This window comes from Tahibacter amnicola (assembly GCF_025398735.1).
Lineage (GTDB): Bacteria > Pseudomonadota > Gammaproteobacteria > Xanthomonadales > Rhodanobacteraceae > Tahibacter > Tahibacter amnicola.
Genome location: NZ_CP104694.1, coordinates 2,018,554 through 2,030,831, shown reverse-complemented (window position 1 = coordinate 2,030,831; position 12,278 = coordinate 2,018,554). Strand labels below are relative to the sequence as shown.

At 65.7% G+C, this 12,278-nt stretch carries 12 protein-coding genes and 1 tRNA gene; 2 read left to right on the top strand and 11 right to left on the bottom strand.

From position 1 onward, the window contains the following. Positions 1–87 precede the first annotated feature (87 nt). Positions 88–1,977: a DNA topoisomerase IV subunit B gene (gene parE / locus N4264_RS08615; protein ID WP_261696632.1), complete on the top strand. Its 1,890-nt coding sequence runs from the start codon at positions 88–90 to the stop codon at positions 1,975–1,977. A gap of 88 nt (positions 1,978–2,065) precedes the next feature. On the opposite strand, the gene N4264_RS08610 is transcribed toward parE, so the two are convergent. From N4264_RS08610 to N4264_RS08600, 3 genes are all read right to left on the bottom strand, one after another. After that, positions 2,066–2,338: a hypothetical protein gene (locus N4264_RS08610; protein WP_261696631.1), complete on the bottom strand. Its 273-nt coding sequence runs from the start codon at positions 2,336–2,338 to the stop codon at positions 2,066–2,068. 77 nt (positions 2,339–2,415) lie between these two features. After that, positions 2,416–3,198 carry an N-formylglutamate deformylase gene (gene hutG, locus N4264_RS08605; protein ID WP_261696630.1) on the bottom strand — a complete coding sequence of 261 codons (783 nt, stop codon included), beginning with the start codon at positions 3,196–3,198 and terminating at the stop codon, positions 2,416–2,418. A gap of 63 nt (positions 3,199–3,261) precedes the next feature. Then, a complete protein-coding gene (locus N4264_RS08600; RefSeq protein ID WP_261696629.1) occupies positions 3,262–4,518 on the bottom strand; it encodes an NAD(P)/FAD-dependent oxidoreductase in 1,257 nt (418 codons plus the stop codon). Between the two features lie 217 nt (positions 4,519–4,735). Between N4264_RS08600 and N4264_RS08595 the strand changes: the two genes are divergently transcribed. After that, positions 4,736–4,812, top strand: a tRNA-Pro gene (locus tag N4264_RS08595). 157 nt (positions 4,813–4,969) lie between these two features. Here N4264_RS08595 and N4264_RS08590 read toward each other — a convergent pair. The 8 genes from N4264_RS08590 to N4264_RS08555 all read right to left on the bottom strand — a co-directional run bounded on the left by N4264_RS08590 (position 4,970) and on the right by N4264_RS08555 (position 12,257). Further along, the gene (locus tag N4264_RS08590; protein WP_261696628.1) at positions 4,970–5,176 is read right to left on the bottom strand and encodes a cold-shock protein; all 207 of its coding nucleotides are present in this window, start codon (positions 5,174–5,176) and stop codon (positions 4,970–4,972) included. Between the two features lie 223 nt (positions 5,177–5,399). Beyond that, the gene (locus N4264_RS08585) at positions 5,400–6,143 is read right to left on the bottom strand and encodes an S-methyl-5'-thioinosine phosphorylase (RefSeq protein ID WP_261696627.1); all 744 of its coding nucleotides are present in this window, start codon (positions 6,141–6,143) and stop codon (positions 5,400–5,402) included. A 53-nt stretch (positions 6,144–6,196) separates the two neighbouring features. Next, a complete protein-coding gene (locus tag N4264_RS08580; RefSeq protein WP_261696626.1) occupies positions 6,197–6,736 on the bottom strand; it encodes a hypoxanthine-guanine phosphoribosyltransferase in 540 nt (179 codons plus the stop codon). After that, entirely contained in the window at positions 6,733–7,752 is a 1,020-nt protein-coding gene (nagZ, locus tag N4264_RS08575) for a beta-N-acetylhexosaminidase (protein WP_261696625.1), read from the bottom strand. Before nagZ ends, N4264_RS08580 begins: the two co-directional genes overlap by 4 nt. Continuing rightward, positions 7,752–8,264: a CYTH domain-containing protein gene (locus N4264_RS08570; protein ID WP_261696624.1), complete on the bottom strand. Its 513-nt coding sequence runs from the start codon at positions 8,262–8,264 to the stop codon at positions 7,752–7,754. Before N4264_RS08570 ends, nagZ begins: the two co-directional genes overlap by 1 nt. 12 nt (positions 8,265–8,276) lie before the next feature. After that, positions 8,277–9,581, bottom strand: coding sequence for a 23S rRNA (uracil(1939)-C(5))-methyltransferase RlmD (gene rlmD / locus N4264_RS08565; RefSeq protein WP_261696623.1), 1,305 nt, complete (start codon positions 9,579–9,581; stop codon positions 8,277–8,279). Between the two features lie 73 nt (positions 9,582–9,654). Next, positions 9,655–10,248 (bottom strand): YdbL family probable chaperone protein, encoded by a 594-nt coding sequence (locus tag N4264_RS08560; protein WP_261696622.1) that lies wholly within the window; start codon positions 10,246–10,248, stop codon positions 9,655–9,657. 17 nt (positions 10,249–10,265) lie between these two features. Further along, complete coding sequence (locus tag N4264_RS08555; RefSeq protein ID WP_261696621.1) at positions 10,266–12,257, bottom strand: hypothetical protein; 1,992 nt, start codon at positions 12,255–12,257, stop codon at positions 10,266–10,268. Positions 12,258–12,278 lie beyond the last annotated feature (21 nt).

Below are 12,278 nucleotides of genomic sequence, written 5' to 3'. Positions count from 1 at the left end.
GACCGTAACCGGGGGCGCCGGCGCAAGACTTGATCCGTCTGGCCGATGCGGCCACCATGCGCGACTCGCTCTCGCTCGCCGATACCAATGAGTAGTCGCTACAACGCCGCCGATATCGAAGTCCTGTCGGGACTGGACCCGGTCAAACGCCGCCCGGGCATGTATACGGATACGGCGCGCCCCAACCACCTTGCCCAGGAAGTGATCGACAACTCGGTCGACGAGGCGTTGGCCGGTCACGCCAAGACGGTGGAAGTGATCGTCCATGCCGACGGCTCGGTGACCGTCAGCGACGACGGCCGCGGGATGCCAGTGGATATCCATCCGGAGGAAGGCATTCCGGGTGTCGAGCTTATCCTGACCCGGCTCCACGCCGGCGGCAAATTCTCGAACAAGAACTACCAGTTCTCGGGTGGCCTGCACGGCGTCGGCGTATCGGTGGTCAATGCGCTATCGACGCTGGTCGAGGTGACGATCCGCCGTGACGCCCAGGTCTACCGGATGGAGTTCCGCAATGGCGACCGGTCCAGCCCGCTGGAAGTCATCGGTACCGTGCCGAAGCGGCAGACGGGCACGACCGTTCGGTTCTGGCCGGATCCGAAGTATTTCGATACGCCCAAAATCCTTTTGTCCAAACTGAAGCATTTGTTGCAGGCAAAAGCCGTCCTGTGTTCGGGTCTGACAGTGCGCCTGACCGACGAGGCCAGTGGCGAGAGAGACCAGTGGTACTACGAGGATGGTCTTTCGGATTACCTGCGCAGCATGCTCAAGGGCACCGAATTCCTGCCGCCGGATCTCTACGTGCACAGCCTGCAGCGCGACACCGAGGCCGTCGAGTTCGCCATCGCGTGGGTGCCGGAAGGCGAGCTGGTGCAGGAGTCCTACGTCAACCTCATCCCGACCGCGCAGGGCGGCACGCATTGCAATGGCCTGCGATCGGGCCTGACCGAAGCCCTGCGCGAATTCTGCGACTTCCGCAACCTGCTGCCCCGCGGTGTGAAACTGGCGCCGGAAGATGTGTGGGACCGGCTCTCGTTCGTGCTGTCGCTCAAGATGCAGGATGCCCAGTTTTCCGGCCAGACCAAGGAACGACTGTCCTCGCGCAACGCGGCGGCGTTCGTCGAAGGCGTTGTTCACGACGGTTTCTCGCTGTGGCTCAATCAGCATGTCGAGCTCGGCGAGCGGATCGCCCAGCTCGCCATCGAGCGCGCGGCGGCGCGCCTGAAGGCCGAAAAACAGATCGTCCGCAAGAAGATCACCCAGGGTCCCGCCCTGCCCGGCAAGCTCGCCGACTGCGCCTCCAGCGATCTGTCGCGGACCGAGATCTTCCTGGTCGAAGGCGATTCCGCCGGTGGTTCCGCCAAGCAGGCGCGCGACAAGGACTTCCAGGCCATCCTGCCGCTGCGCGGCAAGATCCTGAACACCTGGGAGGTGGAGTCCGGCTCCGTATTGGCGTCGCAGGAAGTGCACGATCTGGCGGTCGCCATCGGATGCGATCCCGGCGTGGACCGGATTGACGGCCTGCGCTACGGCAAGGTCATCATTCTCGCCGACGCCGACTCGGACGGTCTGCACATCGCCACGCTGCTGTGCGCACTGTTCCTGCGTCATTTCCCGGGCCTGGTGCGCGATGGCCGGGTTTTCGTGGCAATGCCGCCCTTGTTCCGCGTCGACGTGGGCAAGCAGGTGTTCTATTGCCTGGACGAAGAAGAAAAGCGTGTGCTGCTCGAAAAGATCGAGCGCGAAAAGATGAAGGGCCAGGTATCGGTCACGCGGTTCAAGGGTCTGGGCGAAATGAATCCCGGCCAGTTGCGCGAATCCGCCGTGCATCCGGATACGCGCCGCCTGGTGCAGCTCACGGTCGAACCGGACGACGGCACCAGCAAGGTCATGGACATGCTGCTGTCGAAGAAACGTGCCTCGGACCGCAAGAGCTGGCTGGAAGAAAAGGGTGACCTGGCCTCGCTCGAGGTCTGATCGCCGGTTGCACTCGGACGTCAGTTGCCGGACTCAACCGGAAATCCGACGCCGCTGGCAACCGCCGGCGGCGCCTGACCTGCCGTAGTCAGCGCTCATCGCCTTCCTTGCCGCGCCGTTCGTCGCCCTCGCGCGGCGGCGGCGGACTTTGCGGTGCATGGGGATTGCGCCGCTGCGCCGGTGGCGGCTGGCTTGGCGGAGGGGGCGGTTGCTGCTGCGACGGTGGCGCCGCATACGGATCGTAGGGCCCCTGGTTCTGGCCGAGCCCGTTAGACGGCGGCGGAGTGTTCTGGGGAGCGGCCCCGGCGAGGGAGCATCCCGCTGCCAGCAGGACGCTGGCGACGATCATGGGTAGACGCACGGCGAAGCCCTCCTTTCGGCTGGCCTGCCCACACTACTCCGCCGGCTAGCCGGCGTCATCTGCGCATTTGCGGCGCCTCAACCGGCGCCCAGCGCCGCGACGAGCAGCTCGCGGATGAGCAAACGCGTGGGCTCGGCGCGCTCGGGCAGATAGTCGAAATTCGCCTCGTCCATGTAGTTGAGCTGAGCCAGCTCCAGCTGGATAGCCTCTACCCCTTCGCCGGGCTTGCCGTAGTGACGCGTGATGTAGCCGCCCTTGAACCGTCCGTTGACAACGTAACTGTAGCCGCGCTGCGCCGACAGCACCGCTTCGAGCCGCTGTTGCGTCGCCGGCGCGCAGCTCGCGCCGCCGCTGGTGCCGAGGTTGAAGTCCGGCAGGCGGCCGTCGAACAGGAAGGGCACGACGCTGCGGATCGAGTGACCTTCCCACAGGACGACCCGTCCGTGGGCGGTGCGCAGGCGATTGAGCTCGTCACGCAGCGCCTCATGGTAAGGCTGCCAGTAAGTGGCCACACGCTGCGCGACTTCTTCCGGCTGCGGTTCCTCGCCCGCCAGGTACACCGGCTCGCCGGAAAATTGAACAATGGGACAAAGCCCCGTGGTGTTCTGTCCCGGATAGAGGGAGACATCGTCCGGCGGGCGATTCAAGTCAACCACGTAACGGGAATAGCGTGGCATCAGGATGGATGCGCCCAGCTCGCGCGCGAAATCGTACAGGCGGCTGACGTGCCAGTCCGTATCCGGGACACGTCGCGCGGACGGCACGAGGCGTCCAGCCATTCCCTCGGGCAAGGCGTGACCATCGTGCGGCAGCGAGATCAACAGCGGCGCGTGGCCGGCATGGAGCGTAAACGTGTTCATCGACATCGTTCCGAAACAGGAATGGCACGCGGCAGCGGAGTGCGCTGCCGGCGGAAGCGGTACTTACAGGCTGAAGCGCGCCGGACTGTAAGGCGCGGGATCCAGCGTCGTGGCACGCTCGCTGATCAACTCGGCGACCAGCTGACCGGTAGCCGCCGACATGCTGACACCCAGCATGCCGTGACCGGTCGCCAGCATGAGATTGGCGTGGCGGCGACTGGGACCGATGATCGGCAGGTCGTCATAGGTCATGGGCCGCCAGCCATACCATTCCTCGGTCTGTACCGGCCCCTCGGGTTCGCGCAGATAGCGCGCGGCACCGCGCCTGAGGGCGTCCAGGCGCACACGGTTGAGCTGCGTGTCGTAACCGGCGAACTCCATCGTGCTGCCGAGCCGGTAGCCGCCTTCCCAGGCGGTCACGCAGACGCTGTCTTCCTTGAGCACCAGCGGAATGCGATTGGCCAGCGACGGGCGTGTGTACGTGATGGAGTAGCCCTTGCCGGGCTGCACCGGAATGCGCAGCCCCAGCTGTCGCCCCACCGGGGCCGACCATGCACCGACGGCCAGTACAAACCGGTCGGCCGTGTAGCGGCGCCCACCGGCGCGCACCGCCGTGATCCGGTCGCCTTCGCGCTCAATTGCTTCCGGCGCGGCCTGCTCGACGATCTGGCCGCCACCGGCACGGACGATGCGCCCCAGCTCGGCCACGAAACGATCGGGACGCAACTGGGCATCACCGGGATGAAAAACGCCGCCGATCACGCTGTCGAGGAGGCACGGCTCGATGCCGCGCAGGGTGTCGCCGTCGCGATGCTGAACAGCAATGCCGACTTCTTCCAGCGAACGCGTGTGCCACGCGAATTCGTCGAGCTGGCGCTGGTCGCGAAAGACGTAGAGCGTGCCGGATTCAACGTATTCGCAGTCAAGCGCCTGCTCCGCCACGAGCGCCGAGGTCATCGCACGCGAATGCGTGAGGATGGCGGCCTTGGCGCGGTTGACGGCATTGAAATCTTTCCAATTGCAGCGCTGTGAAAAACGCAGCATCCAGCCAAACAGCTCCGGATCCAGCCGCGGAGCGACGCGAAAAGGGGCGTCTTTCTTGAGCATCCAGCGCAGGGCCTGGCTCACCATTCCAGGCATGGCCAGGGGAGCGGCGTGGCTGGGGGTCAAGGTGCCGCAGTTGCCGTGGGAGGCGCCGCCGCCCAGTCGCCCCTGATCGATCACGGTGACGCTGCGTCCCGCTTGCAACAAATGCCACGCGCACGACAGGCCGATGACGCCGGCGCCGAGAATGACAATATCGGAATGGGTTTCGGACATAGGGCGCGATCGTAGAGCCTGCCCCGCCCCTTGGAAAGGACGACGATCGGCGTGTTGCACGCAGGCCGCCCGGCGCCTTGGAGCCGCACGCATGCCATCGCAGGCGTTCCTGCCCGCAGCCAGCGCCGCGCGTCAGCGACTGTCTTCAATGCCGACGATTTCTTGCAGCCCGGGTATTGCCAAAGGGTCGTTCGGTCATTATGATGCACGACTCCTTCGGGGTGTAGCTCAGCCTGGTAGAGCGCTACGTTCGGGACGTAGAAGTCGCAGGTTCAAATCCTGTCTCCCCGACCAATACACAAGACGGCCGCCACTGGCGGCCGTTTTTGTTTTTGGCACGAAAACATCGACTCACTGCAGTGGCACTGCACTACGCGTCGACCTGCTTCGTCCACCTGACAAAAGGCCCCGCATGGCGGGGCCTTGCAATTCGATCCCCGATCGAATCCGCTTACTGCACTGGCGCAACGCCGGACGCCTGGGAGCCCTTGGGGCCCTGGGTCACTTCGAAGCTCACCCGCTGACCTTCCTGCAGGCTGCGAAAGCCCTTGGAATTGATCGCCGAGTAGTGAACGAAGACGTCTTCACCGCCATCTTCCGGCGCGATGAATCCAAAACCCTTGGCGTCGTTAAACCACTTCACGGTACCGAAACGCATTGTTTCCCCTCAATCGGCTGGACAAGTGCAACGGCAGCACTTCCTCCCCCGAGTACGTCTTGCCGTGCACGATCGAAGTATAAACACTTCCTTACCGAGCGAATCAAGTACACAATTGACCTACGATACCTTTCGTCGACAAGTCACCGTGAGACAGGTGCCGAAGCACCACGAACGTGCCGTGTAGAAGTAGCGTTTTAGCGCCCACCTGGGCGGCAGCCGGTCACCCTTCGAGCAGCGCAGCGATCAGCTTTGGCACGGCCTGCGTCGCCGTCGCCAGGTTGGCGAAAATCTCTTCCAGGCTGATCTCGGCCTGGTCACCACAACCCGCCGCCCAGTTGGCCACCAGCGCGATGCAGGCGTACTCCAGCTCCAGCTCCCGCGCCAGGGCCGCCTCCGGCATCCCGGTCATGCCGACCAGGTCGCAGCCATCACGACGCATGCGCGCAATCTCGGCGATCGTTTCCAGGCGCGGCCCCTGGGTTGCGCCATAGCAGCCGTTATCCACAACGGCTACTTCTGCCTTTGTTGCCGCATCCCGCAGCGCCGAGCGGAGCGCACGGCTGTAGGGCTCGCTGAAATCGATATGCTTGACCTCGGCGCCGTCGACATCGCAGAAGCTCGTGTAACGCCCGTGGGTGTAGTCGATGACCTGGTCGGGCAACACAACGACCTTTGGCCCCATGTCGTCGCGAATACCGCCGACGGCGTTGACGCCGATGACCCGGCGCGCCCCCAGGCTATGCAGCGCCCAGACATTGGCCCGGTAATTCACCCGGTGCGGCGGCACGCTGTGCCCTTCCCCGTGACGCGCCAGGAAGGCCAGCCGCTGATTCTTGAATTCGCCCAGCACGACAGGCGCGGACGTGGGCCCGAACGGCGTGTCCACGCTGCGGCGCTCGATATTTTCCAGTCCGGGAAATTGATACAGGCCCGTGCCGCCGATGACGGCCAGTGCGATGGTCATGATGGAATCCTTGCGAATGCGATGGACGATCGGCCCGCGTCCGCGGGCCACGCTCAGATGGCGTAGATGCCCGGCAGGTTGCGGCCCTGCTCGTAGTAGTCCATGCCATAGCCGAAGACGTAACGGTCGGGCACTTCCACGCCGCAGAAATCCGCCGTGATGCCCTCGATGCAGCGGCCATGGCGCTTTTCGCACAGCACGGCAACGAGGACGCGCCGCGCGCCGCGGTCCACGCAGAAATCACGGATGACCTTCAGCGTCTTGCCCTCGTCGAGAATGTCGTCGGCGAGCACGACCGTACGTCCGGCCAGGTCGACCGCGGGCTGGCGCAGCCAGTGGATTTCGGAACCCGACGTCTGGCCGCGATACCGCGTCGCGTGCAGGTAGTCGAATTCCATGTCGGTCTTCATGGCGAGGGCCAGCTTCGCCGCAAACGGCAGGCCGCCGTGCATGACGGTGAGAAAGACGGCCCGTTCGCCCGCCAGCGCAGCGTCTATCTGCGGCGCAAGGCGCGTAATCGCCGCGTCCAGGGTGGCGGCGTCGTGGATCAGGTCGGCGCGTGACAGCGCCTCGGCAAGCGGAGGTCGATTCATGGATTTACTCGGTCTATGGCGTTCAGCGCTTCGAGGCGCTGGACGAAACGGGCACGCTGCGGGTTGTCCAGCAACGATTCCCAGGTAGAAGCGACCATGCCGCGCAGCGCCGCCAGCTTGCCGGCCGCGCAGGGCGTGCGGCCGCGGACGGCCGCTATCGCGTCGGGTACGAGAGTCGGGCTGCAGACGAGGACGAGGTCGCAACCGGCGTCCAGGTGCGCGTCGATACGCGCTGCGATGCCCCCGGCCGATTCGGCGGCGGCCATGCCGATGTCGTCGGAAAACACGACGCCGTGGAAGTCCATCTCCCCGCGCAGGATGTCCTGGATCCACCGGCGTGAATAGCCGGCAGGCGCGGCATCGACGGCGGGATAGGTGACGTGCGCGAGCATGATGGCCTCGGCGCCGGCTTCGATGCCGTCGGCGAAGGGAATCAGGTCGGTTTCGCGCAGCGCATCGAGTGATCGCGGGTCGATCGCCGCGTCGAAGTGCGTATCTTCCAGCACCGAGCCGTGACCCGGGAAATGCTTGATCGTCGCAGCCATGCCGCCCAGGTGCATGCCACGCAGGTAAGCCTGGGTCAGCGTCGACACGACGCGCGGATCGGCATGGAAGGCGCGTTCGCCGATGGCGCGATTGCCGCGCTTGAGGTCGACCACCGGCGCAAAGCTGAGGTCAATGTCGAGGGCACGCATTTCGCTGGCCATGACCCAGGCGTGCTCCTCGGCGAGGGCAACGGCATGAGCCGGATCCTGGTCGAAAAGGTCACCCAGGCGCGCCAGGGCCGGCAGCCGCGTGAATCCGTCACGGAAGCGTTGCACCGGACCGCCTTCCTGGTCCACGCACAGCAGGAATTCATCGGCGCGCAGTGCACGGATGTCGTCGACCAGCGCGGTGACCTGCTCGCGCGAGGAAAAGTTGCGGGTGAACAGGATGACGCCACTGACTTCCGGGGCTGCGATCCAGTCGCGCTCGGCGGCAGTCAGTTCCTTTCCGGTGATTCCGATAACCAGCATCAGTCCTGTCCTTCGCGCTCGGCCGCGGACCACGCGGCATAAGGATGTTTGACCAGGTTGAGATTGTAGTAGCGGGCGTGCGAGGTCACTTCACGTCCGAGCCAATCGGGCTTCTCGAAGGATTCATTGACCGAATTCAGTTCCAGCTCGGCAACCACCAGTCCGTCGTTGTCGCCGAAGAATTCGTCGACCTCGAATTCGTGGCCGGCATGTGCCACGTAGTGGCGGATTTTCTCCACCACGCCGTCGCACAGGCGTGCCAGCAGGGTTTCCGCATCGACCAGCGGTACGGCGTATTCGAATTCGAGACGTTCCACGCCCAGGGTCGACGACTTGATGTTGAGCCAGGCCTGGTCTCCAGCCACGCGCACGCGGACGGAACTCTTCGCCGCGCCGCTGGTGACCGCCGCCGCCGTGACCAGGTATCCCTGCACCATGCGCTGCGAACGCGACACCTGGCTGCGCCAGGCGTCGGACGAAAGCAGGAACTTGCGTTCAATCTCGATGCCCATGCCAACCTCCGTTCACCGTTCAAACAACGCGATGGACTCGACGTGCGCCGTGTGCGGAAACATGTCCATCACACCGGCAGACTGGAGCTTGAACCCGTGTCTTTCCACCAGGATGCCCGCATCCCGCGCCAGCGACGCCGGATGACAGGAAACATACACAATGCGATTTGTTCCCTTCTTCGGAAGGTATTCAAAGACCGCTGCGGCCCCCGAGCGCGGCGGATCGAGCAGAATCTTGTCGTAGCCCTGACGCGCCCAGGGCGTCTCGCGCTGGTCTTCCAGAAGATTGGCGACGTGATACTCGACGTTGGCAATACCGTTCCGGGCGGCATTGGCGCGCGCCCGTTCGACCAGCCCATGCTCGCCTTCCACGCCCACCACCTGCGCGGCGCGGCGCGCCAGCGGAAAGGTGAAGTTGCCCAGGCCACAGAAGAGATCGAGCACGCGGTCGGTCGCCGTGACATCGAGCAGATCCAGCGCGTGGGAGATCATGCGTTCGTTCATGGCCGAGTTGACCTGGATGAAATCCAGCGGCCGGAATTCCAGCTCGACATCGAAGGACGGAATGCGGAAGGCGAGCCGCGGGTTTTCCGGCCACAGCGGATGCACGCTGTCGTTGCCGCCCGGCTGCAGATAGATCGCCAGGTCGTGTTCGCGGCCGAAAGCGACCAGTGCGTCGCGGTCCGTGTCCACCAGCGGCTTCAGGTGGCGAAAGATCAGCGCCACGGTATCGTCGCCGGCAGCGATCTCGATCTGCGGGATGTCCTGCACCGCCTGGAGCGACCCGATCAGGCCGGCAATCGCTTCGATACGCTCGCCGACAGCAGGATGGAGCACCTCGCAGCGGGTCAGGTCGGCCACGTACCGGCCGTTTTCCTCGCGGAAACCGACCAGGGCCTTGCCCTTCTTGTGCACGAACTTCACCGACAGCCGGCCCTTGCGGCGGTAGCCCCACGGGTGGCCCGCCAGGGGCGGAAGCCAACGGCGCGGCTCGACCTTGCCGATGCGCTCGAAGTTCTCCGCCAGCACGCGCTGCTTGGCGAGGATCTGCTCGGCCGGGTCCAGGTGCTGCAGCGCGCAACCGCCGCAGACTCCGAAATGCGGGCATTTTGGATCAACGCGGGTTGCCGCGCGCGTCAGCAGCGAATCGACCTGTGCCTCGTCAAAATGACGGTGGCGCTGGGTCAGCTTGACCACCGCTCGTTCGCCGGGAAGCGCGCCGCTGACGAAGACGGCCTTGCCCTCGTGGTGTGCGACGCCGCGCCCATCGTGGGAAAGGTCGGTGATATCCAGTTCGAGAAGGATCGGGCTTTTCATCAAATGAGAAGCGCCCGGGATGGTGGCATCCCGGGCGCCAGGTCTCCGGAGTTTCAGGGGGCTGACGGGGCCGCTAGCGCTGCTTCCACGAGCCCGTGGGGTCCTGATAATACCAGCCGGGCCGGGCGCGCTCGATCCATTGGCGCGCGAATGTCGACTGGATCTGGCTTTCCCACTCCGGATGGCCGTTGGCGACGGCGATTTCACGGTAGACGGCCGCACGGTCGCGATTCTCGTCCGCCAGCGCCTGGGTAAGGGCAGCACGCTCCGACAGGGGAACGGAAGCGGCGTCGCGCATCGCGACAAGGCCGTTGCCGGTCATGCCGATCGTGCCGGCGGCAAAGGCTTTGGTCAGCGTCGTATCGAAGCGCTGTTTCATGCGCGCCTGGATTTCGCGCACGGCCGGCGTCTGGATGTTCAGATCCGGCTCCGCCGCGTGCGCGGCGGGAATCAGCAGGTCAAGCAGGCTGGCCTGCGGCGGCTGCCGGGGAGCGGGCGCGTCGCCGGACTTGGGAGGATCAGCGTCCGCGGCCTCGCCAATGACCTTGCCGATGAACTGCTCGGCGGCCTTTTCCGCCGCCGCGGCCGGGAAATACACGTTGATGGTGACGCAGGCCGACAACAGCGTCAGGCCCAGGGCAAGGAGGAACACTCCGAAGCGCTTCATTAGGAACTCCCGTGTACTCAGTCGACGATAGGGCGGTGGCCTCGCATGGCCTCGCGCAGACGATCCACCAGCACCGGCCAGTCCACCTGCGACTGGTGACCGACGATGCGGATTCGGGGCAGGCCGCGGCCGTCGACGAGAGTGTAGCCATGACCCGATGAATCCAGTCCGCTCATGTGGCAGACGTTATTGGCCAGGGCGCAGCCGATGCCCAGGCGCGAATACCCGAAGGTGTCGAACATCCGCAGCAGGCTGGCCTGGATGCCGGCGGCAAATCCGCCGCCGCCGACAGATGAGATGCTTTTTACTGCACGCTGGCTGATTGTCCCGCCGCCCAGCGCCGTCATCCGTGCATCGAAGGCGACCGGCTGCCAGTCCACCAGGCGCAGGCCGGCCAGCTTGCCGGACAGACGGCCGGAAATCTCGCCGATATCGAATGTCCCGGTCAGCAGGGCCAGATCCAGGTCGGAAAAGGCGATTTCCGCCGCGAGCGTAGGCGCCACGCCAAAGGGGCGCTCCAGGGCCATGCCGGTCACGTTGAGCGTTCCGTCGAAGATATGCAGCATCAGCCCGCCGTCGAGCACGAGACGTTCGCCGTCGTAGCGCACCTGCGGAACCGCGCCGCCGAGCCTGCCGCCGAAGACCGGCCAGCCCATGGCACGGCTGAGCGCCCCCATGTCGATGTCATGGACGGCCAGCGTGGCCTGCCAGCGCTGATCCCGCGCGGCGTGCCGGTCGACCGAGAGTGCCTTCACGTCCAGCGCCCCGCCCATCAGCGGCACGGACACCGGCCCGGCAAGCGCAAAGCGGCCGTCGTTACCGCGAAAACGCCAGTGCGCCGGGCCGAGGCTTACGCGATAGGCCTCGGCCGAGGTCCAGCCGAGGGAACCACCGTCGTAGTCACCGCTGTTATGCCAGTTCACCGCACCGTCCAGGCCGCGCACGGCGAGCCGGCCGGCGTCGTCGGCAAGATCCACCGATTGCGGCTGGATCGACCAGCGCTGCACGCCAGCGTCGGACGCGGCGCCGGAAGCCACGACGCTTCCGCGCAAGCCCAGGCCGCCCCAGCCGGACGCCGTCGCCATCGGCTTGATATAGCGGTCAAACGCCTGCGGAAAGGTCAGCGTGGCAGACGCGAGATCCACGGACCAGCCAGCAGCATTTCCCGCACCGGCAAACATCGCCTTGCCGCGAATCTCCACGGCGCCGTGATCGGTCAGATGCACCTCGTCCAGTGCTACGCCGCCCGGCCGCTGCGCAATGGTGCCGCGCAGGTCAATACCGCCTTCAGGCACCGCCGCGTAGAAGCGGCCGTGCAGAAACTCGCCCTTCTCCAGTTGCAGGGTCGGCGTGAGCCGCCACGAGGTGCCCGGGAGCCATTGCCAGGCCCCATGCAGGCGGACGCCGGCGGCCGCCGTGGTGCCGTCGGCGCTGTCGAGGGCTCCGTCTCGCACCGCATAGGTGCCGCGCAGCGCAGCGCCGCCGGCCTCCGCTTCCGCGTCGAGTTCGCCCGACAGACGGGTGATCTCGGGCCAGCGCGCCCGGACCGCATCGGCCAGTCGCGCCAGCGGGAACCGGCGCAATTGCACCTGCCAGCGACGTGCGCCTTCGCGCGCCGTGGATTGCACCCGCAACCGCGCCGCTGCCTGCTTCACTTCGGCGTCAACATTGCCCGCTTTCACCGTGACGGTGAGCCGGCCGTCGTCCGACTGCGCAGTGGCGGCCAAGGCCGCTGTCCCCTCGCAACGCCAGGCCCCATCCACAACCATGAGCGTGCAGCGGGCAGATACCGGTGTTGCACCGCCACTGCCCGGCATTCGCGCCTTCGCCTGGAGCGACAACCCTGCGCCACCCGATGTGGCCGGGGCGAGTTTCACATCGATGCCTTCTGCAATAATTCCCCCGGCGTCGACGCGCTCGATCCGCAGCGCAAGGCCCGCCGCGCCAATCGCTGGCGTGATGCCCACCAGGGCGAGTAATCCAATGGCTGTTCGGAGAAGTGCCGGCATCCGGAGGTCCGCAAGACGTGC

What these genes read in the sequence shown, in the direction of transcription:
- parE (WP_261696632.1), top strand. Translation starts at nt 88, where the DNA reads ATGAGTAGTCGCTACAACGCCGCCGATATCGAAGTCCTGTCGGGACTG.
- nagZ (WP_261696625.1), bottom strand. Translation starts at nt 7,752, where the DNA reads ATGCTGGTTATCGGAATCACCGGAAAGGAACTGACTGCCGCCGAGCGC.
- N4264_RS08590 (WP_261696628.1), bottom strand. Translation starts at nt 5,176, where the DNA reads ATGCGTTTCGGTACCGTGAAGTGGTTTAACGACGCCAAGGGTTTTGGA.
- rlmD (WP_261696623.1), bottom strand. Translation starts at nt 9,581, where the DNA reads ATGAAAAGCCCGATCCTTCTCGAACTGGATATCACCGACCTTTCCCAC.
- N4264_RS08580 (WP_261696626.1), bottom strand. Translation starts at nt 6,736, where the DNA reads ATGAATCGACCTCCGCTTGCCGAGGCGCTGTCACGCGCCGACCTGATC.
- N4264_RS08570 (WP_261696624.1), bottom strand. Translation starts at nt 8,264, where the DNA reads ATGGGCATCGAGATTGAACGCAAGTTCCTGCTTTCGTCCGACGCCTGG.
- hutG (WP_261696630.1), bottom strand. Translation starts at nt 3,198, where the DNA reads ATGAACACGTTTACGCTCCATGCCGGCCACGCGCCGCTGTTGATCTCG.
- N4264_RS08585 (WP_261696627.1), bottom strand. Translation starts at nt 6,143, where the DNA reads ATGACCATCGCACTGGCCGTCATCGGCGGCACGGGCCTGTATCAATTT.
- N4264_RS08600 (WP_261696629.1), bottom strand. Translation starts at nt 4,518, where the DNA reads ATGTCCGAAACCCATTCCGATATTGTCATTCTCGGCGCCGGCGTCATC.
- N4264_RS08560 (WP_261696622.1), bottom strand. Translation starts at nt 10,248, where the DNA reads ATGAAGCGCTTCGGAGTGTTCCTCCTTGCCCTGGGCCTGACGCTGTTG.
- N4264_RS08555 (WP_261696621.1), bottom strand. Translation starts at nt 12,257, where the DNA reads ATGCCGGCACTTCTCCGAACAGCCATTGGATTACTCGCCCTGGTGGGC.